Origin of the sequence: Geotalea uraniireducens (genome assembly GCF_027943965.1) — a bacterium.
Taxonomy (GTDB): Bacteria; Desulfobacterota; Desulfuromonadia; order Geobacterales; family Geobacteraceae; genus Geobacter; species Geobacter uraniireducens.
On record NZ_AP027151.1, the window covers coordinates 2,477,285 to 2,496,858 of the forward strand.

At 50.9% G+C, this 19,574-nt stretch carries 18 protein-coding genes and 7 tRNA genes; all 25 read right to left on the reverse strand.

Translation table 11 applies throughout. The features are described from left to right. Nucleotides 1–2: 2 nt before the first annotated feature. Nucleotides 3–623 carry a type II secretion system protein PulP gene (locus tag QMN23_RS11555; protein ID WP_281999458.1) on the reverse strand — a complete coding sequence of 207 codons (621 nt, stop codon included), beginning with the start codon at nt 621–623 and terminating at the stop codon, nt 3–5. Continuing rightward, complete coding sequence (locus tag QMN23_RS11560) at nt 620–1,168, reverse strand: type 4a pilus biogenesis protein PilO (protein WP_281999459.1); 549 nt, start codon at nt 1,166–1,168, stop codon at nt 620–622. Before QMN23_RS11560 ends, QMN23_RS11555 begins: the two co-directional genes overlap by 4 nt. Beyond that, nucleotides 1,165–1,704 carry a PilN domain-containing protein gene (locus tag QMN23_RS11565; RefSeq protein ID WP_281999460.1) on the reverse strand — a complete coding sequence of 180 codons (540 nt, stop codon included), beginning with the start codon at nt 1,702–1,704 and terminating at the stop codon, nt 1,165–1,167. The genes QMN23_RS11560 and QMN23_RS11565 overlap by 4 nt, the downstream gene beginning before the upstream one ends. Beyond that, nucleotides 1,704–2,630 (reverse strand): type IV pilus biogenesis protein PilM, encoded by a 927-nt coding sequence (gene pilM, locus QMN23_RS11570; RefSeq protein ID WP_281999461.1) that lies wholly within the window; start codon nt 2,628–2,630, stop codon nt 1,704–1,706. The genes QMN23_RS11565 and pilM overlap by 1 nt, the downstream gene beginning before the upstream one ends. Nucleotides 2,631–2,657: 27 nt before the next feature. Beyond that, nucleotides 2,658–4,379, reverse strand: coding sequence for a GspE/PulE family protein (locus QMN23_RS11575; RefSeq protein ID WP_282003885.1), 1,722 nt, complete (start codon nt 4,377–4,379; stop codon nt 2,658–2,660). A gap of 49 nt (nt 4,380–4,428) precedes the next feature. Beyond that, nucleotides 4,429–5,637: a type II secretion system F family protein gene (locus QMN23_RS11580; RefSeq protein WP_281999462.1), complete on the reverse strand. Its 1,209-nt coding sequence runs from the start codon at nt 5,635–5,637 to the stop codon at nt 4,429–4,431. A gap of 104 nt (nt 5,638–5,741) precedes the next feature. Continuing rightward, the gene (locus QMN23_RS11585; protein ID WP_281999463.1) at nt 5,742–6,104 is read right to left on the reverse strand and encodes a cytochrome C; all 363 of its coding nucleotides are present in this window, start codon (nt 6,102–6,104) and stop codon (nt 5,742–5,744) included. A gap of 95 nt (nt 6,105–6,199) precedes the next feature. Further along, nucleotides 6,200–7,318, reverse strand: coding sequence for a cytochrome c3 family protein (locus tag QMN23_RS11590; protein WP_281999464.1), 1,119 nt, complete (start codon nt 7,316–7,318; stop codon nt 6,200–6,202). Nucleotides 7,319–7,332: 14 nt separating this feature from the next. Continuing rightward, nucleotides 7,333–8,178 carry a cytochrome C gene (locus tag QMN23_RS11595; protein WP_281999465.1) on the reverse strand — a complete coding sequence of 282 codons (846 nt, stop codon included), beginning with the start codon at nt 8,176–8,178 and terminating at the stop codon, nt 7,333–7,335. After that, nucleotides 8,178–9,236, reverse strand: coding sequence for a 6-bladed beta-propeller (locus tag QMN23_RS11600; RefSeq protein ID WP_281999466.1), 1,059 nt, complete (start codon nt 9,234–9,236; stop codon nt 8,178–8,180). The genes QMN23_RS11595 and QMN23_RS11600 overlap by 1 nt, the downstream gene beginning before the upstream one ends. Nucleotides 9,237–9,431: 195 nt before the next feature. Further along, entirely contained in the window at nt 9,432–10,151 is a 720-nt protein-coding gene (locus QMN23_RS11605) for a polyprenol monophosphomannose synthase (RefSeq protein ID WP_281999467.1), read from the reverse strand. Nucleotides 10,152–10,341: 190 nt separating this feature from the next. Beyond that, a tRNA-Asp gene (locus QMN23_RS11610) sits at nt 10,342–10,418 on the reverse strand. A gap of 56 nt (nt 10,419–10,474) precedes the next feature. Further along, nucleotides 10,475–10,550: transfer RNA gene (locus QMN23_RS11615), tRNA-Val, on the reverse strand. Between the two features lie 6 nt (nt 10,551–10,556). Beyond that, nucleotides 10,557–10,633 (reverse strand) — tRNA-Asp (locus QMN23_RS11620). A gap of 137 nt (nt 10,634–10,770) precedes the next feature. Beyond that, complete coding sequence (gene lon, locus QMN23_RS11625; RefSeq protein ID WP_281999468.1) at nt 10,771–13,197, reverse strand: endopeptidase La; 2,427 nt, start codon at nt 13,195–13,197, stop codon at nt 10,771–10,773. 18 nt (nt 13,198–13,215) lie between these two features. Beyond that, a complete protein-coding gene (gene clpX, locus QMN23_RS11630) occupies nt 13,216–14,469 on the reverse strand; it encodes an ATP-dependent Clp protease ATP-binding subunit ClpX (protein ID WP_281999469.1) in 1,254 nt (417 codons plus the stop codon). Then, a complete protein-coding gene (gene clpP, locus QMN23_RS11635; RefSeq protein ID WP_281999470.1) occupies nt 14,466–15,065 on the reverse strand; it encodes an ATP-dependent Clp endopeptidase proteolytic subunit ClpP in 600 nt (199 codons plus the stop codon). The genes clpX and clpP overlap by 4 nt, the downstream gene beginning before the upstream one ends. Before the next feature lie 15 nt (nt 15,066–15,080). Beyond that, nucleotides 15,081–16,382, reverse strand: a complete 1,302-nt coding sequence (tig, locus tag QMN23_RS11640; RefSeq protein ID WP_281999471.1) for a trigger factor — start codon at nt 16,380–16,382, stop codon at nt 15,081–15,083. A gap of 100 nt (nt 16,383–16,482) precedes the next feature. Next, nucleotides 16,483–16,565 (reverse strand) — tRNA-Leu (locus QMN23_RS11645). Nucleotides 16,566–16,619: 54 nt separating this feature from the next. Next, a tRNA-His gene (locus QMN23_RS11650) sits at nt 16,620–16,696 on the reverse strand. 13 nt (nt 16,697–16,709) lie between these two features. Beyond that, a tRNA-Arg gene (locus QMN23_RS11655) sits at nt 16,710–16,786 on the reverse strand. A 5-nt stretch (nt 16,787–16,791) separates the two neighbouring features. Further along, a tRNA-Pro gene (locus QMN23_RS11660) sits at nt 16,792–16,869 on the reverse strand. A 54-nt stretch (nt 16,870–16,923) separates the two neighbouring features. Further along, nucleotides 16,924–17,514 (reverse strand): XTP/dITP diphosphatase, encoded by a 591-nt coding sequence (locus QMN23_RS11665; RefSeq protein WP_281999472.1) that lies wholly within the window; start codon nt 17,512–17,514, stop codon nt 16,924–16,926. Next, nucleotides 17,511–18,227 carry a ribonuclease PH gene (rph, locus tag QMN23_RS11670; RefSeq protein ID WP_281999473.1) on the reverse strand — a complete coding sequence of 239 codons (717 nt, stop codon included), beginning with the start codon at nt 18,225–18,227 and terminating at the stop codon, nt 17,511–17,513. Before rph ends, QMN23_RS11665 begins: the two co-directional genes overlap by 4 nt. A gap of 58 nt (nt 18,228–18,285) precedes the next feature. Beyond that, complete coding sequence (locus tag QMN23_RS11675) at nt 18,286–19,362, reverse strand: DHH family phosphoesterase (protein WP_281999474.1); 1,077 nt, start codon at nt 19,360–19,362, stop codon at nt 18,286–18,288. Nucleotides 19,363–19,574: the final 212 nt, after the last annotated feature.

Sequence of the window (19,574 nt, forward strand, 5' to 3'; positions counted from 1 at the left end):
ACCTATCGCATCTGGACATTCAACGGCTTGTTTTCCACAAGAGGGATGACAATTTCGCTGCCATCGCCAAGCACGCGGATCGAAAGAGCACTGTCCGTCACACTTGTCACTTCGTATTTTCCTTCAATCTTGTCTCCCTGATGAACAAGCAAAATTTGTTTTTCCTTGGTGAGAAAAACCGTTTTCTTGTTATCTTTCTTCAAATAGCCGAGAAAAGTGAACCTGGCCATATCCCGAACCACAGGTGGCGGCTCGATGCTCGCTACAGGCGGGGGAACTATCACCTGACGAGAAGGAAGAGGCGGAGGAGGCACAGGTTTCGGCAACATCGGCGGTGGTGGAGGCACTTTCGATTCATCACGGAAAATCGGCTTGAATATATCTTTGCGAAAACCGGTAAATCCACCCTTCGGACATTCCAACAGATCGAGTCGGACGAATTTATCCTGTGGTACTGCCCCCTTTTCTCCTTTTTGCCGAGCGCTCGTCTTCGTAACAGGCTGAGGATGAACCGCAGTGCCAGCTGGCGCTTTTTCCTGACGCGGCATTCGCCAGAAACTATACCCTATCGACAGTGCCAATACTGCCAGCAGGATGAAAAGAATCAGCCGTTGCCGGTTCATTTCTCCTCCGGACGCAGGTAGGCAGACAATTGCAGCTTCAAGTCAACAGCCTCATCAGTTGTACTTGAGTTGGCAAGAGAGAGCGCATCGATAACAAGCAACGATTTCCGGCACTGGAGATCGGCCAAGAAACTCTTGGTCGCAGCATATTTACCATTAAGGTCCATTGTTACAGCGTAGAGCACCAGATTCTCGTCCGGCACAAGTTGTGGTTTGTACGTGATGTTAGCGATTTTCAGGCCGTTGTCCGCTGCTGCCTCAAAAGTTTCCATCATAACACGGGAAAAATCCCTTTTCAGCGGAATCCGTTCGCGAAATGATTTCAGATCGGCTTCACCCCGCTGGTAAATCGAGGCAATATCATTTTTCCCTCCGGCACTCAAGGCCCTCTTGGCGGCCCATTCGTCAAGCAGGCGGTCCAGCTGCGGCTGCTGGACGATGTGGACATAAAGCGAAACAGCTATATTCAGCACCACCAGCACCAGCACCAGGCCAACAGACTTTTTCCTGGAACCGAGCAGATCGAGAAACTGCTGCTTTGTCATGAGAGATCTACCTTGCAGGTCACCGTAAAGGAAAGCCCCTGTTGTGTGGCACCAACAGAAATCTGCGCCTGGTTCTGCAGAAAAACCGACGAAGCGTAGGGAGCAGCCTCCAGATTCTCCATCAAATTCCGCAGTGCCGAAAAATTACGGGCGAGCCCGGAAAGCTTAAGGGTGCCATCCGCCAGGTTCGGGTCAATCGAAGTGAGGGTTACTCCATCGGGGATAACGGTTTCCACGCGATCGAGCAAAACGAGCCAGTCATAGCCTCTGGCCGCCAGGATACCATTCACAGCCGTGATATGCTTCAGCAACCGTTGGTATTCGGTGGCCGAAACCCCTTTTGCGGAAGCGTCGAAGCGAGCCTGCAGCAACGCGAGGTCTGCTCTGAGCCGTTTCGCACGCCCCGCGTTCCCGCCCAGCACGGCAAAATTATAGGCGGCCAATACCAGCAGAACGCAGACTACGCCAACCGTCGCCAGCGAAAGCTTTCGTTGATCGATAAAGAAACGGGTGGCGAGGTTGATCTTCAGGTCCATCACAAGTTCCTCGTAGCTGCTCCCAAAGCGGCAGCAAGGTCACAGAGGATGTCGTTCTTTCCCAGGGAGGGTTCAGCGCTGGAGACGACCAAATCCGGATGGAGGATTACCGGCTCGATACCGCAGGCCTCACGGAGTACGGTGGCAAAAGTTTCTTCCCGTGCTGGCGACACATGACAGAAGATTTCCTTAAATTCGCACCCTGGATTACGGTCCCGGTAAAATACCAGAGAATTGTTGATCTCCATGAAAATCCGGTTTATGTCGAGATCGACATCGCTGATTTCTTTAGTACGGTAAAAATCAAGAACCCCTTGGGTAAAAATAAGGATGCTCAGCACACCATGATGGAAGGCGATATACAATGGGCTCTCGCTGAGTTCCAACCGGCGGGAAAAAAGCCGATAGAGGTTGAATGTGGAAAAGTCGATCTTGTTCGGTTGAAGACCGGCCTCAAGCAACAAATCCTCGTACTGGGTGACAACGTTTTTTGCCATCAGGGCCACTAATACCGACAACTCGCCATTATCCTTCTGTCGCAACGGTTGGTAATCGAGATGGACATCACTGACATCAAAGGGAAGGCTTTTCTTCAATTTCCAACGAATCATGTCCCGGCCTTCATCCTTACTCTTGAACCGGGTCTCAAAATCAAGAATCATGACACGGCCGGCTGCATCCGGCAGGGAAACAGAGACACGCCCCGTCGAGGAGAGCAGCTTATTGGCTGTCTCCTTCACGATATTTACGAAAGAAGCGGGTTGGAGGACATTCGCTTCTCGATGCAGTACCCGCAAGACTTCGGGCGGGAACGTGGCGCAACTCTGTGCCAGAAGCTTTGGGGCGCGCAGCCGACCACCGACCCGGACCATCTTCACACCGTGCTGGGCAATTTCCATCCCTAATGTATCATGAGAAAATATCATGCTCACCCATTATGCTTCACCAGACTATCACTCGACAAAGGTGACGCGGTTGATCTCCCTGAGGCTGGTTTCCCCAGCATAGACTTTTTCGAGCGCCGATTCACGCAGGAAAATAGTCCCGGCATCGCGGGCGGCCGTTTTCAGTTGGGCCACCGGTGCCCGTGACATGATCAGTTCCCGGACCGTATCATTCAGGTCGAGCAATTCAACAATGGCAGAACGCCCGCGATAACCGGTGCCATTGCACTCCTCGCAACCATGGGCATCGTAGAAAACCACCTCGCGGCATTCGTCAGGATTGATTCCCGACTCGAGCAGATCGGCATCCGAATGCTTTATCGGATATTTACACGTATTACAAAGTTTTCGAACCAATCGTTGTGCCATAACGCAATTCAGGCAGGAAACGAAATTGTACGGGTCAATCCCCATGTGAATAAAACGTCCCAGCACGTCAAAAACGTTGTTGGCATGAACGGTCGTGAACACCAGGTGGCCTGTCAGGGCTGACTGGACAGCTATTTGAGCCGTTTCCGGGTCGCGAATCTCACCAACCATGATCTTGTCCGGGTCATGTCGTAGCACGGACCGGAGTCCCCGGGCAAAAGTGAGTCCCTTCTTTTCGTTGACCGGAATCTGCACAATTCCACGCAACAGATATTCAACCGGGTCCTCGATCGTAATGATCTTTTCTTCACCAGTATGTATTTCTGTCAGGGCAGCATAAAGGGTCGTCGTTTTCCCCGAGCCGGTCGGCCCGGTCACCAGCACCATTCCATACGGCTCGCGGATCTTTTTTCGAAGCCGCCTCATTTCCCGGGGATTCATGCCGAGAGTTTCAAGGGTCAGTCCTTTAAGATCCGAGGCTATGCTTTCTTTGTCGAGGATACGAATAACAGCGTCTTCGCCGAAGGCACTCGGCATGATCGAAACCCGGAAGTCGATGGCCTTGTCGTTAAGCCTCACCTTGAAGCGGCCATCCTGCGGAATTCGTCGTTCAGAGATATCGAGTTCACTCATAACCTTGAGCCGGGAGATAATCGGCGCCTGGAAGTGAATGTCGAGAGGTTCTGTAGCCCGGTAGAGCACACCGTCAATTCGGTATTTGATGATCACCCCCTCAAGGGCGGTTTCGATATGGATGTCACTGGTGCGCCGGCTCAAGGCGTCAAGAATCGTTGAATTAACCAGCTTGATGATCGGGCTGGTATCGGCGGAAATCTTCTCCATGGAGAGAATTTCTTCACCCTTTTCATTCTCCTGCACCAACTGGAGCATGAAGTCTTCCGAGACTTCGCGCAATACCCTGCTGGCCGCCTCCCCTTTTTTGAGGATTCCGGCAATCGCCGATTCCGTGGCCAGTTTGATCGTAAGCGGCCGATCGAGGAGGAGTTCCAGATCATCAAGCTTGATGACATCAGTGGGATCGGAAATCAGGATTACCAGATTGGCACCCTGCTCCTCTAAAGGAACAAATCGGTAGCGATATACCGAATCGGGAGGCAGGGAATTGAGAAGCGACTCATCAAGTTTGATTCCCCGAGCGTCGACATAGTCGATTCCGAACTGTTCGGCAAGGGCAATTGCCAATGCCTCCTCCGTTATCAGCCCCTCTTCCAGGCAAATTTCACCAAAACGCTTGCTTGTCGATTTCAAGCGATCAATGACATAAGGAAGATCGGTCGGATTCAGACTCCCCTGCGTAACCAGAATTTCGCCGATATTTTTCCGTCTGAACGCATGTGCCATCATAACTCTATCCCGCAGCGCTCGTCGCGCACACTTAGTCGGAGGTGGATCAACCGACGGTCCCGGCGATCTTGAAGATCGGCAGATACATGGTGATGATAATTACGCCGACGACCAATCCCATAAAAAGCATAATTGCCGGTTCTATCGCCGTTGTAAGGAGATGAAGCCGGGTATCGATCTCCGCTTCGAAATATTCCGAAATATCGGTCAGCATCTGTTCGAGAGAGCCGGTTGTTTCTCCAACTCCCAGCATACGCAAAGCAAGAGGCGGGAAAGCATGGGTCGATTCCATGGCAACGGAAAGACCGCTGCCCTCTTCCACCCGGACAATCGCTTGGAGGATATTCTTTTCCAGAACTACATTATTGAGAGTGCCGACCGCCATCTTGAGGGCTTCTACGATCGGAATCCCGCTGCCGATGACAGTTGCAAGGGTCCTGGTGAATGCAGCAATGGAAAATTTGGAGAAAACCTCGCCGATAAACGGGAATCTGATTTTGAAGGTGTCTACCCAGTATCTGCCGCTGTAAGTACTGCTCCACCGGTTAAAAGCGATCCCCCCCAAGACAAGAACGGCGATCACAGCCAGAAAATACCGTTTCAACGTGGTTGAAAAGGCAATCAGAATCTGGGTCGGCAACGGCAGTTGCGACCCCGCATCGGCATATACCTGGCTGAAAGTCGGGACGACATAGACCAACAGAAAAGAAATCGCCAGCAAGGCAACTGTAACGAGAATTGCCGGATAGACCAGCGCGGAAAAAAACTTTTTCCGCACCTCCTCAACTCGCTTCAAAAAAGCAATGTATCGTCTGATGGTCAGAGGGAGGTCACCGGTCCGCTCGCCTGCCCGGACTGAAGCAACATAAAGATGGGGAAAGACTCTCGGATACCGCTCAAGGGAATCGGAAAGGGCAATCCCTCCTTTCACATCTTCCCGCACCTCTCGCAGGGTTTCCGCCAAATAGCCGCGATCAGCCTTTTCAAGTATCGTATCCAGTGCCTGGATGATCGGCAGGCCGGCTTTGATGAGTGTCAGGAGTTCCTGATTAAAGGTGAGCAGCCCCTTGTTGTCGATCTTGCGCCGCGCCGTTCCCTGCTCCCATAAAAACTGGAACGGCTTTTTTTTTATCGTAAAAATAAAATAACCCTGCTCCACCAAGCTTGTACGAAGAAGATCAGGGTTGGCAGACTCGATGTCCTTCACGATGATCTTGCCATCTGCCGAGCCAAGCTTACAGGTAAAGAGGGCCATAGAAAATTCTTAGCACAAACGGATGAAAAGTTGAAATAAAAACAGCAAGCAGCCTCTCTGTCGAGAGGGCTCCAGCAACGGTAGCCCCTTGATATGGCAGATGGTTATTTATCGTGGCATGAGTAGCAGAGCGTATCAGAGGGCAGACGGAGAAAGTATTGCTTTTGACGGGGGTCTTTGGCCTCGGCGAGATGAATGTCGTGGCACGTCAGAGCGCATGTTATCACCCCCGCCGCATCAAGAGGGAGGTTCTCCCGGTTCATCGCCGGTTTCTTGCCCACGCCATGGCCAAAGCCGATCCCATGACATTGCCGGCAAACCTCTACCGGCCCCCCTTTCAGTTCGGATTTCTTTATAGTTGCCACATCATTGCGTAACAGATCATCCTTCACCAGGATATGACAACTACCGCAATGATCGGTATCGGCATGGGGGTTAACAGTACCGTTATCCGTTGTCGCAGACAAGGAAACCGTCCCTCTGGAAACGTAAGGACAGAGCGCAAGGAGAACACTGACCGTCATGGCAACAAGAAGCGTGCGAGTCACTTCAACCTCGGAGGTCAATATGATTTGGGGTTGTGATCAACCCCATGACAGGAAAGGTAGCATTCACCGTGAAAGGTCGCTATCCCTTTCTCAACGAATTTGAGCATCCCGGCGGAATTGGGGAAAACCACCGTCTGGTTGAACTTGATGAGATACTTGTTATCGACACTGCCATGGGAATCATGGCACGTATAGCACGAGGTGCCGTTCGCACCAGCTGTCCCCCCGGTCCCTTGAATATGAAGCGAATGGAATTTGAAGCTTTCATTTCCCAAAATACTATCCCTGTTGTGGCAGCGGTAGCATAACGCGTAGGCAAAGGGGCTTTCAGGCTGGTTGTCCCGAGTGGAAAAATTGTCGACCAGAATATGCTCGTTCATCGAACCATGAGGCCCACGGGGAGACGAAGCGCTTTCGCTGCCATGACAGTCATCGCAGGAGATCGTAGACACATCGCTGGCGTTTACCTTTTTCTCCTTGTACGGTTTGAGGAGACTTACCACCGCCGTATTCTTCCCTTCCCCTTCAACTGGGTGGAATGAAGGATTCGTCAGTGCAAATTCAGACCGCTTGTTGGCAAAACGACCCGGAAGATTCGCGCTCTCGGCATGGCATTTAAAGCAAAGGTCATACTCCTTGGTTGCCGATGAGACAACATTGCCAACCCGACGTACTTTAATACCGGCAAACTTGTTCGAATATGTCAGTTGGTGAGGATTGTGGCAGTCAACACAATCGGCATGACGGGGCTGCTGAGAATCTGTTTCAGGAAGAACCTCGTCGGCGCGGTGAACGCCACGCACATCAAAAACCGGATGCCGGTAGGTTTTCTTGAATTCGGCTTCGATATTTTTCAAAGACTTCCCCGCCGGAGCAAATCCTTTCGGCATTGTTCGATATACCTTGGCAAGGCGCGAAGGATCGCCATGGCAAACGATACAGGTATCAGGACCACCACCATTTTTAAAATTGAACGTCAGGTGACAGGTTGAACATCCGGCGGGAATGTTTTGAGGGTCGAGATGAATAGGCGTACTGTTTGTCGGTTGCTGCTGATCATACGTCTCTCCCCGGCTTAACACCGGGCATAAAGCAAACATGACGCCACAAACCATAACTGCAAGTCGACGCATTATCATATTCCTTGTCACGGACCGACGTTGAAATTGTGACACGCCCAACAAACCTCGTCATGGACCTTAGCCGCTGTGAGAGGAGCGGTCAATCCTGTACCGTCGAATACCCAAAACGGTGTGAGCGGAGGATCGTTAATCGTATCCTCGAAGTGCGTCTGGTGGGGGTCATGGCAGGTAGCACACTGCATGCGCCCTTCACGATCCAGTCGGACAACGTTACGCGCCTTGTTGGTACCCGGAGTGGCTGGAGTCTCCTGGGATGGAGCATCACTCGGCATCCAATAGTCATAGCCGCCCCCATTCTCCAAGGTTTTCAAGCGCGCAACAACATCGGCGTTATACTTGAACGAAACGGGATGATGCGCGTTGGTAATCTTATTCCGGTCGAAAACATGGGTTCCTTGCATGGCAGTATCAAGGCTGCCGTTCACCTCAATTTTTCCGCCATAGCTAAGGACATTACCCAGAGCCGTCACACCGTCATGACAACTCAGACAGAGGCGGGATGAGCCGTTTGGTTCATCGGGGTAATCGCTAAGCGATTTAGCTGATGGGTCAATCTGAATCTGCAACGATGACGAGGAATAATGGCCAAAAGGCCCCCCTTGGGGATCAACCCTGTTCCATAAGACGGTTTGGGGGCTGGCGTTATGGGGGGTATGGCAGAAAATACAGATCTGGTTACCGCGCGGATCTGAGGAGTTCGATGCCTTATACGTAATCCCGACACCGTTATTGGTTGACGACAGGTTGTGCTTGTTGCCGGACTCGCTGACTTTAGGTGCAGCGCCGCAATTCATGCCGATGACAAGCAGCACGGTGATGATAACTGCCGCTGCGAGGATTTTTCGAAACATTATGGTTTCCCTACCTTCAGGTACTGGAAAATCTGCAGGCGATGATTGTGGCTGTCGGCAATAAAGATCCGGTCATTGCTATCAATGAAGATGCCGCTTGGTAGATCAAACTCCCCCGGCCCTTTGCCGTTAGCTCCGACGAAAAGGAGCAGCTTGCCGGCTTGATCGAATATCTGGAAATTGGCATGGGTGGAATCGACGACATACACATGGCAGTCACTATCGACGGCAACCCCCTTCGGCCTGGCGAATGAACCGGTTGAATCGCCGACTTCTCCAATCTTCCGCTTGAAATTACCGTCGTGGTCATACACTTTGACGGTAAAGTTCATCGAATCCGTAACATACACATTCCCAGCCCGGTCCACTGCCACATTGGTCGGAAAATTGAGAGGCTCAGCGCTTCCTGCCCGGGGGAAATCCCTTTGGAAGTGGCCGTCTCCGGCAAAAACATACAATTTATGTGCCAGCACATCGACAACGTAAATATCGCCTTGGCCGTCAATGGCAATTCCCGCCGGTCGCAGAAATTTAACAGTCCCATCTCCCAGAGAACGCAAATAACGTCCAGTCGCGGAGAAGACGTAAACCTTGGCATTTACCGAATCACTGACATAAAGGTTGCCGTCCTTGTCGAGAGCAACTCCGACAGGGCTCGCCAAATCTTCCCCGCCGGCCCGATAAATATAGGAAATTTCACGATTAGCCAAATCGTAACGGTGAACAACCCCGGCAGCACTGTCGGCTACATAAACGACCTCCCGGCCATCGGACACAATCCCGTACGGTGCAACAAGGGGTAGATACGCCCGATGTTCACCGGTAACCATACTGAGAAGCCTGCCGACTTTGCCCTGTTCGGGGATAACGGTATCGGGGCCGGCTATTTCGCGGAGAAAGCGGATGCGGGGAGGATTAGGTTGCGGAGGCCAGACAAGATCGAGAGTGGGATCGCGAAACGGCAATGCTTCTCCGCGAAAAAGTGAACAGCCGGATAATGACGCCACCAGCAATAAGGGGACAACACAACGCACCGCACAACGGCACAATTTTTTCATGCCATAACCATCCCGACGATCCAGACGACATAGCCGCCCAGCAGACATACACCCCATCGTATAGCCGACCGTTTGTCGAATACGTTCCGTGAAGGAAATGCTTTCATGATAAATCCGACAGCCGAAACAATCCACCCCCAGAGACCAAGTTGGCAGAGTAAGGCCCACCCTTCATGCAGCACAACCAACCTCCCGTCAATGGAATAACTTTTTCAATAGCGAACCTAGCTTCAATTTCCAGACCATCAAAACGGCTTCCCGAACAATCCGCTTTGACATCTTCGAACTCCCCGAATGGCGATCAATAAATATGATCGGAATTTCTCCAACACGGAACCCCATCTCAACACAACGGAAATTCATCTCGATTTGAAATGAGTAGCCGTCGGAGCGAATTCTGCTCAAATCAATTGATTCGATAACCTGGCGGCGAAAACATTTGAAGCCACTCGTGCAGTCCGCAATTCGCAACCCAGTGATAATCCTAGTGTACACATTCGCAAAGTAACTGAGCATCAGGCGACGCAACGGCCAGTTCACCACGCTGATTCCATTGAGATAGCGGGAACCGATAACCAAATCATAGTCTGACATCATTTCCAGAAAACGGGGGATCGTCGCCGGATCATGGGAGAAATCAGCATCCATCTCGACAATATAATCAGCGCCGTAGTCGATCGCAGCGCGAAAACCATCACAATAGGCGGATCCCAGCCCCATTTTACCGGGGCGACGCAGTATATGAATCCTGCTGTTCTTGCGGGCCAGCGATTCAACAAGTTCACCGGTGCCATCGGGCGAATTATCATCGACAATAAACACCTGCAGATCCGGCGATTGTGCCAAGACTTCCCCGATCAGTCGGGCAATATTGTCGTATTCATTGTAGGTTGGGATAACTGCTACTATTTTCACCAAGAACTCCCATCCAAACAGCTCATTTTATCGCACTATGGAAAGCGGTTTCAAGCCACTGTGTCGTAAATAGGCCAATTTTCTAATGAATGATAGACCATTATTAGCGCAAGCGTCAAGAAAAAGGGCCTCTCTGCTAGAGTTATCGGTAAAAAGAAAGAGGTCATGCAATGCATGACCTCTTTCCAGATGGCGGGGTCGACGGGGCTCGAACCCGCGGCCTCCGGCGTGACAGGCCGGCGTTATAACCATCTTAACTACGACCCCAAAAGCTATTCAATTGAACCGACCGACTCGGGATTGTCCTTCCCGAAAAAAAACGATGGTGGGCGAAGAGGGGATCGAACCCCCGACATCCAGCTTGTAAGGCTGGCGCTCTCCCAGCTGAGCTATTCGCCCTAAAAATGGCGGGGTCGACGGGGCTCGAACCCGCGGCCTCCGGCGTGACAGGCCGGCGTTATAACCATCTTAACTACGACCCCGCAACTTCAAAAACTATCGTCAATTCTGGCAATCCATAACCATCTGTAATTACTCAGCTACATGCTTGATCAGCCAATCACAAGCGGACCAACTATATACCAGACTAACAGTTTCGATGTCAAGAATATTTTTCCACCTAATGGGCGGTAACCGAGCCTTCCCGTGGCTCACCAGATGTGTCAAGCGACGATGGGGGCGTCGGAGCCATCGTGGTGACACTATCGCCGAGAAGTGCCAGAGAAAGAACCTCATCCATATGCTGAACCGGCAGAACCTTCATCCCCGCGTAAACCTCACGAGGGATTTCAGCCAAATCCTTCTCATTATCATGGGGAATCAGTACTTGCTTTACTCCTCCACGGCGAGCTGCAAGCAGCTTTTCCTTAAGTCCTCCGATCGGCAGGACATTGCCACGCAACGTAATCTCTCCAGTCATGGCAATATCGTGACGCACAGCCCGCTCGGTGAGCGCCGAAGTGAGGGCCGTAGCCATCGTAATCCCGGCCGACGGCCCATCCTTCGGGATGGCGCCTTCCGGGACATGGATATGAATATCGAATTTCTGATAGAAATCCTTGTCTAGGCCGAGCAACTGCGCTCGAGAACGTACGTAGGTCATCGCTGCCTGCGCCGATTCCTGCATTACTTCTCCCAGCTTGCCGGTGACCAGCAAGGTGCCTTTACCAGGGACAATCGTCACCTCTATGGTAAGCAGGTCACCGCCTGTTTCAGTCCAGGCCAAGCCGGTCGCCGTCCCCGCATGATCACTCTCTTCGGTAAAACCGAACTTGAAACGATGAGGGCCAAGAAAGTCATTCAAGAGCTTTGGTTGTACGGCAATCTTTTTTTTCTCTCCCTTGACAACCCGGTAGGCGACCTTACGACAGACAGAAGCAATTTCCCGTTCAAGGTTTCTGACACCAGCTTCACGCGTATAATAGCGAATGATCTCCAACAGGGAATTGTCGGTAAAACTCACGTTACTCAGGGTAATACCGTTAAGTTCGATCTGCTTTTTCACGAGATACTGTTTAGCAATCGCCAGTTTTTCGTGCTCGGTATACCCTTCTAGGCGAATAATTTCCAGCCGGTCAAGAAGAGGTCTGGGAATCGAATGGATTGAATTTGCTGTAGCTATAAAGAAAACCCGAGAAAGATCGTATTCAATATCCAGAAAGTGATCAGAAAAATGGGCATTCTGCTCCGGGTCAAGCACCTCGAGCATCGCAGAAGCAGGATCCCCCCGGAAATCGGAACTCATTTTATCAAGCTCGTCCAGAAGAAAAACCGGATTGTTACTTCCCGCCTTTTTCAGATTCTGAATGATCTTCCCCGGCATGGCACCGACATATGTCCGCCGATGCCCGCGGATTTCCGCCTCGTCACGCATCCCCCCGAGCGACATCTTAACAAAATCTCTGCCGGTTGCCGTAGCAATGGAACGAGCCAGCGAGGTTTTTCCCACCCCAGGAGGACCGACCAGGCAAAGGATCGGCCCTTTCAACTTTTTGACCAACGTCTGAACGGCCAAAAATTCGAGAATCCGTTCCTTAACTTTTTCAAGGCCGTAATGATCAGCATCAAGTACTTCTTCAGCTCGACCAATATCTCGATTTTCGCGCGATAACTTCCCCCAAGGCAACGATACCAACCAATCGATGTAATTTCTGACGACCGTGGCCTCGGCCGACGTCGGTGACATCAGCCTGAGCTTCTTCAATTCTGCGGTAACCTTTTGTTTTGCCTCTTTCGAGAGTTTTCCCTTATTTGCCCGTTCTTCGAGTTCCAGAAGCTCCTGCTTGAACTCATCCTTACCACCAAGTTCTTTTTGGATGGCCCTCATCTGCTCGTTGAGGTAATACTCCTTCTGGTTCTTCTCCATCTGTTTCTTAACCCGGGATCGGATCTTGCTTTCCAGCTGGAGAATCTCGACTTCAGCCTCCATGAAAGCCAAAAGGCGCTCCAGCCGCTGGCCGGCATCACGCAAATCCAGCAGGAGCTGGCGGTCAGCAAGCTTCAGATTAAGATGCGGAGTAAGGGTATCGGCCAACCGAGCCGGATCAGTGATACTGGCTAAGGTATTGAGAACATCTTGCGGGACACCCTTGGTCAGCTTGACATAACTCTCAAATGTCATCCGGGCGCTCCGCATCAGCGCCTCAACTTCAACGCCGGCATCCCCCTGATCATCAAACGGATGGACATCAACAACGAAGTAGTCTTGATGTTGCACGTAAGAAATGATCTCGGCGCGTCTTTTCCCTTCTACAAGAACCTTAACAGTTCCATCAGGGAGTTTGAGAAGCTGAATTATCTGAGCAACAGTGCCGACACCGAAGATATCTTCGCGTTTTGGCTCTTCGGTCTTTGCATTCTTCTGCGCAGCAAGAAAAATGAGTCGATTCCCATTCATCGCTGCTTCGAGGGCGGAAATGGACTTTTCCCTGCCAACGAAAAGTGGAACGACCATATGGGGGAAGACAACGATATCCCTTAAAGGTAAAAGAGGGAATCTTTGCAGATCCCCTCTGGCCATGCTGCTATCCTCTTCAATAAAATCCATGTATATCCTTGACTCTATCTAGGCTGATTCAGCCACGTTTTCATAGACAATGATCGGCTTTTCTTTGTTGTAAATTACATCTTCGTTAATGACAACTTCCTTCACCATCGTCTGGGAGGGAATCTCATACATAATATCCAGCATGGAATTCTCTAGGATTGAACGAAGTCCCCGCGCCCCGGTTTTACGTTTCAGCGCTTCCCGGGCAATCGCCACCAGCGACCCGTCGGTAAACTTCAACTTGACATGCTCCATCTCGAACAACTTCTGATACTGTTTCACAAGCGCATTTTTAGGCTCTTTGAGAATCTGTACCATGGCCGCTTCATCCAGTTCATGAAGGGTGGCCAATACGGGGAGCCTACCGATAAATTCCGGAATGAAGCCAAACTTGAGCAGGTCTTCCGGGGTAACTTCCGCCAGCAATTCACCGGCACGCTTCTCGATTTTTTTCTTCACGTCAGCGCCGAAGCCAAGCGTCTTGACACCGATCCGCTGCTGAATCACATTTTCAAGCCCGGCAAAGGCACCACCGCAAACAAAAAGGATATTGGTAGTATCTACCTTCAAAAATTCCTGTTGCGGATGCTTCCTGCCGCCTTTGGGGGGAACGCTGGCGACAGTTCCTTCGATAATCTTCAGCAGTGCTTGCTGAACCCCTTCTCCCGAGACATCTCTTGTGATTGATGGCGAATCGGATTTTCGTGCAATCTTATCGATTTCGTCGATGTAGATGATCCCTTTCTGAGCCCGCTCTACATCGTAGTCTGCTGCCTGAAGCAGATTAAGGATAATATTTTCAACATCCTCACCGACGTAACCCGCTTCAGTCAAATTAGTTGCATCTGCCATGGCAAATGGCACCTTAAGAATCCGTGCCAGAGTCTGGGCCAGCAACGTTTTGCCTGAACCTGTCGGCCCAAGGAGAAGAATATTGCTTTTCTGCATTTCGACATCGCTAGGCTTGCCCATCGATTCAATGCGTTTGTAATGATTGTAAACCGCGACAGCGAGTATCTTTTTTGCCCGATCCTGGCCAATGACGTACTCGTCAAGGACCTCCTTGATTTCCTGCGGTTTCGGCAGTTTCTTGACATCCGGCCCCATTGCCTCTTCGAGTTTTGTCTCCTCGGCAATGATATCGTTACACAACTCGATACACTCGTCGCAAATGTATACTGTCGGGCCGGCAATGAGCTTCTTCACCTCATCCTGGCTCTTTCCGCAGAAGGAGCAGGTCAGGTTATCGCTACTGTCATTTCTTCTACTCAACGAGGACCTCCACTGATCGTCTTGCGCTCGATTATGTCGTCAATGATACCATAGTTCTTCGCCTCTTCACCAGACATAAAATAGTCACGCTCGGTGTCATTTTCCACCTTGGTCAGAGGTTGTCCGGAGCTTTCGGCAAGGATCTCATTGAGCCGTTTCTTCAATTTGAGAATTTCCTGAGCATGGATGTGGATATCCGTGGCTTGGCCTTGGAAACCGCCAATCGGTTGGTGAATCATAATCCGTGAATGAGTCAGGCTAAAACGCTTTCCTTTTTCACCGCCCGCAAGGAGTAGAGCCCCCATTGACGCGGCCTGCCCGACGCAAATGGTCGAAACAGGGGCCTTGATATACCTCATGGTGTCATAAATGGCCAATCCTGACGTCACGACACCGCCGGGAGAATTAATATACAGATGGATATCCTTATCGGGATCTTCTGCCTCCAAAAACAGCAACTGGGCAATAACAAGATTCGCAACGGAATCATCAATGGCGCCACCGAGAAAAACAATGCGATCCTTGAGCAGACGCGAATATATGTCGTAGGAACGTTCCCCTCTGCCAGTCTGTTCAACAACAATCGGTACGAGCATGATTCTCCCCCGTCTCTAAAGTTGGTCCTTAGGCACTTCAGTTACGACAGCATTTTGCAAGAGGTATTCCATCACCTTTTCTTCCGCCAGATGAGCTTCCAAATTTTCCTTGGCAGAACGGTTCTGCTCATAATACTCCTTCATGCGAGCAATATCCTGGCCGCTTTCCTGCGCGATCTCCAGCAGCTTTTTCTCAATATCTGCCTGCTCGACTTTAACGGCCTCTTTTTTGGCCACCGCTTCGAGCAGCAACGAGCCCTTCACTTGGCTTTCCGCAACATCGCGATACTGTACCTTGAATTTATCATCGTCCATTCCCATCATCTCAAGGGTAAGCCGTTGACCGGCAAGCCTGTTCTTGGTGTTGGAAAGCATTAGTTCTAGCTGCTTATCAACAAATGTCGTCGGTACCTCAATTTCATTCTTTTCGATAATCGCCTTTACAATCCTATCCTGAAGGTCGGCCCGAATCCGGCTAAGTTCCTGTTTTTCATACACTTCACCAATCTTTTCCCGCAAATCGGCCAAAGAGGCAAACTCACCGAACTGTGCCGCAAATTCATCATCGAGTTCCGGCAATTCCTTAACCTTAATCTCCCGGACCGTAACATCAAAACGGGCATCTTTCCCGGCAAGATCTTTGTTCCAATAATCTTCAGGAAACGGGACGGTGATCGTCTTCTGCTCGCCGCACTTCATACCAACGATTTGCTCCTCAAACCCCGGAATAAAGCGCCCAGAGCCGATCTCCAGCTGATAACTTTCAGCATTCCCTCCTTCAAAGGGCTTATCGTCGACATACCCGGTGAAATCGATTATTACATATTGGCCCTGTTCAACCTGTGCCCCTTCGCCTGCAGGCACGACCTGGGCCATATTTTCCCTCATTTCGTCGAGACGCTTCTCGACAACTGAATCATCGACAACAAACAACTCCTTTTTCACTTCCAGGCCGAGATAATCCTTCACCTCAATTTCGGGCATAACTTCCACGGTTGCCGAATACTTGAGAGACTCGCCTCGTTTCACATCATCGCTCTCAATGACCGGATGCGATACCGGGAAAATCTTATGATCAGCCAACGCCTTGAAATACGTCTCATCAAAAAGGTTTTTCAGCACATCCCCTTCCATAACCGAACTGTAGTGCTTTTCAATAAATGAGAGGGGAGCTTTCCCTTTTCTAAACCCTTTAATCGCCGACCGCTTCCGGATTTGCTCATAGACCTTATCAATCTCGGATGCTACCCGCTCTGCACTGATTTCGAAGGAAATTTTCTTTTTGACGCTGCTCAGTGTCTCGATGGTACTGGTCATCGTTAACCTCTCTTATGGATTTATTTTGTCTATAGCCCCTGGGGGAATTACGTCGGAAGGCAGTAAAGGAGCAACGGCGGGGTCCCTAAACGATTAAGAATGGTGCGAGAGAGGGGAGTCGAACCCCTACGGTTGCCCGCTGGATCCTAAGTCCAGTGCGTCTGCCAGTTCCGCCACTCTCGCAAAAAACTGCGCCACATACGAATAAGCCCCGTTTATCACGGGGCTTGTCTTAAATGGGGTGGCTAGTGGGATTTGAACCCACGAATGCATGAGTCACAGTCATGTGTGTTAGACCCCTTCACCATAGCCACCATATTATTCTTTTGGCACGCCTGAGAGGATTCGAACCTCTGACCTACGGATTAGAAGTCCGTTGCTCTATCCAGCTGAGCTACAGGCGCAGTTCTGGTCGGGGTGAGAGGATTCGAACCTCCGACCCCCTGCTCCCAAGGCAGGTGCGCTAGCCAGACTGCGCTACACCCCGTCGGAATTTGTATAATTAACACACCCGTGCGTGGCATGCAAGCATTTTATACGATCACGGAGAAAACAAGTACTTTTTCAATTCAGCGAGTGCCTTGCCGCGGTGACTTATCCGGTTTTTAACTTCGCTGGGCAGTTCGGCAAGGGTTTTCCCTTGATCGGCAACATAGAAAAGCGGATCGTAGCCAAACCCCCCGTTACCGTGCGGTTGGTCAAGAATCATCCCAGCAAGCTCTCCCCGGAAAATCAGGCATTCGCCACCGGGAAAACATAGTGCAATTACACAACAGAATGACGCATTTCTCGCAGCTAAAGGAAACCCCGTCAGTTCCGCGAGGAGTTTATCGTTATTCTCTCCGTCCGATGCACCTTCCCGTGCAAAGCGGGCAGAAAAGACCCCAGGGCGCCCGCCCAAGAGAGGAACTATCAAACCCGAATCATCGGCCAGAGAAGGAAGACCGGTAGCTACAACTGCACTTCGGGCTTTTTTGACTGCATTCTCTTCAAATGTCTCCCCGTCCTCAGCAACCTCTGGAAACTCGGCAAAGTCATCGGGAGACAGCAACGTAATCTCCATCCCGGCAAGGAGTTCGGCAATCTCTCGCATTTTCCCCTTATTGCGCGTGGCAATAACAAGATGTGTCATTCTGCAAGAACCTCATTCTGGATGGCAATCAGCTGACGAATCCCGCGCATCGCCATGTTACGCAGCTCATCCATCTGGCTTACCGTAAACGGTTCGAGCTCTGCGGTACCCTGAACTTCAACAAAACGCTCGGAGGATGTCATCACGAAATTCATGTCTACTTCAGCCGACGAATCTTCAAGATAATTAAGATCGAGCAAAACCTCGCCATTCACAATGCCGACACTCACAGCAGCGACAGATTCACGTAGCGGTATCGCTTCGATGGCCCCCTCAGTGACCAGCCCCCGCAAGGCATCGGCCAGAGCTACATAGGCTCCCGTTATTGACGCTGTTCGTGTCCCGCCATCGGCCTGAATGACATCACAATCAACCAAAACGCTTCGCTCTCCCAAGAGCGTCAAATCTGTGACGGCCCGCAGTGATCGACCAATGAGCCTTTGAATTTCATGGGTCCGGCCGCCGATTTTACCCTTGACCGCCTCACGCGGCGAACGTGAATGGGTAGCCCGGGGAAGCATCGAGTATTCTGCGGTTACCCATCCGCTCCCTTTACCCCGAAGAAAAGGCGGGACACTAGCCTCAACTGACGCGGTACAAATTACTTTCGTATCCCCAAACGATACCAACACCGAACCTTCAGCATGCTTAATATAGTTCCGGACAATTTTGATATCCCTGAGACTTGCAGCATCACGTCCATCCGCACGCATAATTCACCTCTCTTGACCAGGATTGGGCGCTATACGTTAAACGATCAAAGCTAGGCTGTCAACTCTCCAGCCGATTAGCGGCGGCGTCTTCCCCAAGAGAGTAGTGTGAGGCATCCAGTGCTACGGGAATCTCCTTTTCAAGGGAAAGCTCGGCGAGCAGCCGATGCAGAAGGTGCTCGGCAACCTCATCGCGTCCCATTGCCAGACAAACCTTGCCACCAGCCATCATGCCGTGGCCGCCGGCAAGTCCGAGACCGGCGACGATGCGCCTGCTGAGCTCTCCCGCATTGATATCGGAGCGATTGGTGCGGAGAGAGAGAATGATTTCGTTGTTATAGCAACCCGAAGCGAATACGACTTCAATCTTCTCCAGCCGGAGAAACAAATCAGCCATTTCGGCAACAATTTCCGGGAATGAAAGTTCACCCAAATCGGTCACCAACAAGCTTGAATAAAGCCTAGTGTTTTCAATGGCACGGTTCAGCGTAAGAAAATACTCTACCGGTAGTTTCGGATAGGTAATCTCATAGAGAAGTCTCTTGTTGGCGAGCGGAAATAACCGGAGATATGCATCCCGATCAGGCTTGTTTGCCTCTCGGCCCAAATCCTGTGTTTCGGACTTGATGGCATAATAGACTGCGGTAGCCAACTTGGTACTGATCGGGACGTCTTGGACAACTAGGTATTCATACAAAATAGTCGCTGTCACCCCATAATCTTCGCGGATATCAACCCAGTGGCACAACGTGCTGGTCTCACGCAAGGGATGATGGTCGATCACGACATCTACCCTGGTTCCAGAGGGGAGCGAATTATTGCCCGTACCGGGCTGAGTATCAAGCATGCACACGACGGAGAAATCCTGGAGATTCAAGATGGTGAGTGGTTTCAACGGTATTTCGAGTTCCTTGGCCATCACGATATTTTCGCTCCTCCCGATCATCCCAGAAAAAGCGATGATTGCCTCCCGGTTGAGCTTCATCACGAAGAGATGCCGTAATGCCATTGCAGAAGCAAGACAATCGGGATCGGGGTTATCATGAACAACTATCAGAATCTTCCCACGCCCTCTTGCCCAAGTTAACAATTCATCAACAAATTTCTTGGTAGTCTGTAGCGAACGTTGTTCAACCATCAATCTCACCAGTAGTCCAGTATTAGCCACCCAGTAGAACTGCCGCTCAGCCTCATGATTCGTATCAGACTTGTGCAGACAAAAAAAGAGGGGAAAGTAGACTTTCCCCTCTTTTTACGACCGCAAACTACTATTAATCAGCCAAGAAACACGTTCTGGTTTCTCGCACGATTCGCAAGGATGGTCGGATCGATTACCTCGCCACAACAGGT

Excerpts from the sequence above, each read along its gene's own strand:
- QMN23_RS11555 (WP_281999458.1), bottom strand. The coding sequence starts at position 623 with ATGAACCGGCAACGGCTGATTCTTTTCATCCTGCTGGCAGTATTGGCA.
- QMN23_RS11565 (WP_281999460.1), bottom strand. The coding sequence starts at position 1,704 with ATGGACCTGAAGATCAACCTCGCCACCCGTTTCTTTATCGATCAACGA.
- QMN23_RS11590 (WP_281999464.1), bottom strand. The coding sequence starts at position 7,318 with ATGCGTCGACTTGCAGTTATGGTTTGTGGCGTCATGTTTGCTTTATGC.
- QMN23_RS11580 (WP_281999462.1), bottom strand. The coding sequence starts at position 5,637 with ATGGCCCTCTTTACCTGTAAGCTTGGCTCGGCAGATGGCAAGATCATC.
- pilM (WP_281999461.1), bottom strand. The coding sequence starts at position 2,630 with ATGATATTTTCTCATGATACATTAGGGATGGAAATTGCCCAGCACGGT.
- QMN23_RS11560 (WP_281999459.1), bottom strand. The coding sequence starts at position 1,168 with ATGACAAAGCAGCAGTTTCTCGATCTGCTCGGTTCCAGGAAAAAGTCT.
- QMN23_RS11575 (WP_282003885.1), bottom strand. The coding sequence starts at position 4,379 with ATGGCACATGCGTTCAGACGGAAAAATATCGGCGAAATTCTGGTTACG.
- tig (WP_281999471.1), bottom strand. The coding sequence starts at position 16,382 with ATGACCAGTACCATCGAGACACTGAGCAGCGTCAAAAAGAAAATTTCC.
- QMN23_RS11665 (WP_281999472.1), bottom strand. The coding sequence starts at position 17,514 with ATGACACATCTTGTTATTGCCACGCGCAATAAGGGGAAAATGCGAGAG.
- clpP (WP_281999470.1), bottom strand. The coding sequence starts at position 15,065 with ATGCTCGTACCGATTGTTGTTGAACAGACTGGCAGAGGGGAACGTTCC.
- QMN23_RS11595 (WP_281999465.1), bottom strand. The coding sequence starts at position 8,178 with ATGTTTCGAAAAATCCTCGCAGCGGCAGTTATCATCACCGTGCTGCTT.
- QMN23_RS11600 (WP_281999466.1), bottom strand. The coding sequence starts at position 9,236 with ATGAAAAAATTGTGCCGTTGTGCGGTGCGTTGTGTTGTCCCCTTATTG.
- QMN23_RS11675 (WP_281999474.1), bottom strand. The coding sequence starts at position 19,362 with ATGGTTGAACAACGTTCGCTACAGACTACCAAGAAATTTGTTGATGAA.
- lon (WP_281999468.1), bottom strand. The coding sequence starts at position 13,197 with ATGGATTTTATTGAAGAGGATAGCAGCATGGCCAGAGGGGATCTGCAA.
- rph (WP_281999473.1), bottom strand. The coding sequence starts at position 18,227 with ATGCGTGCGGATGGACGTGATGCTGCAAGTCTCAGGGATATCAAAATT.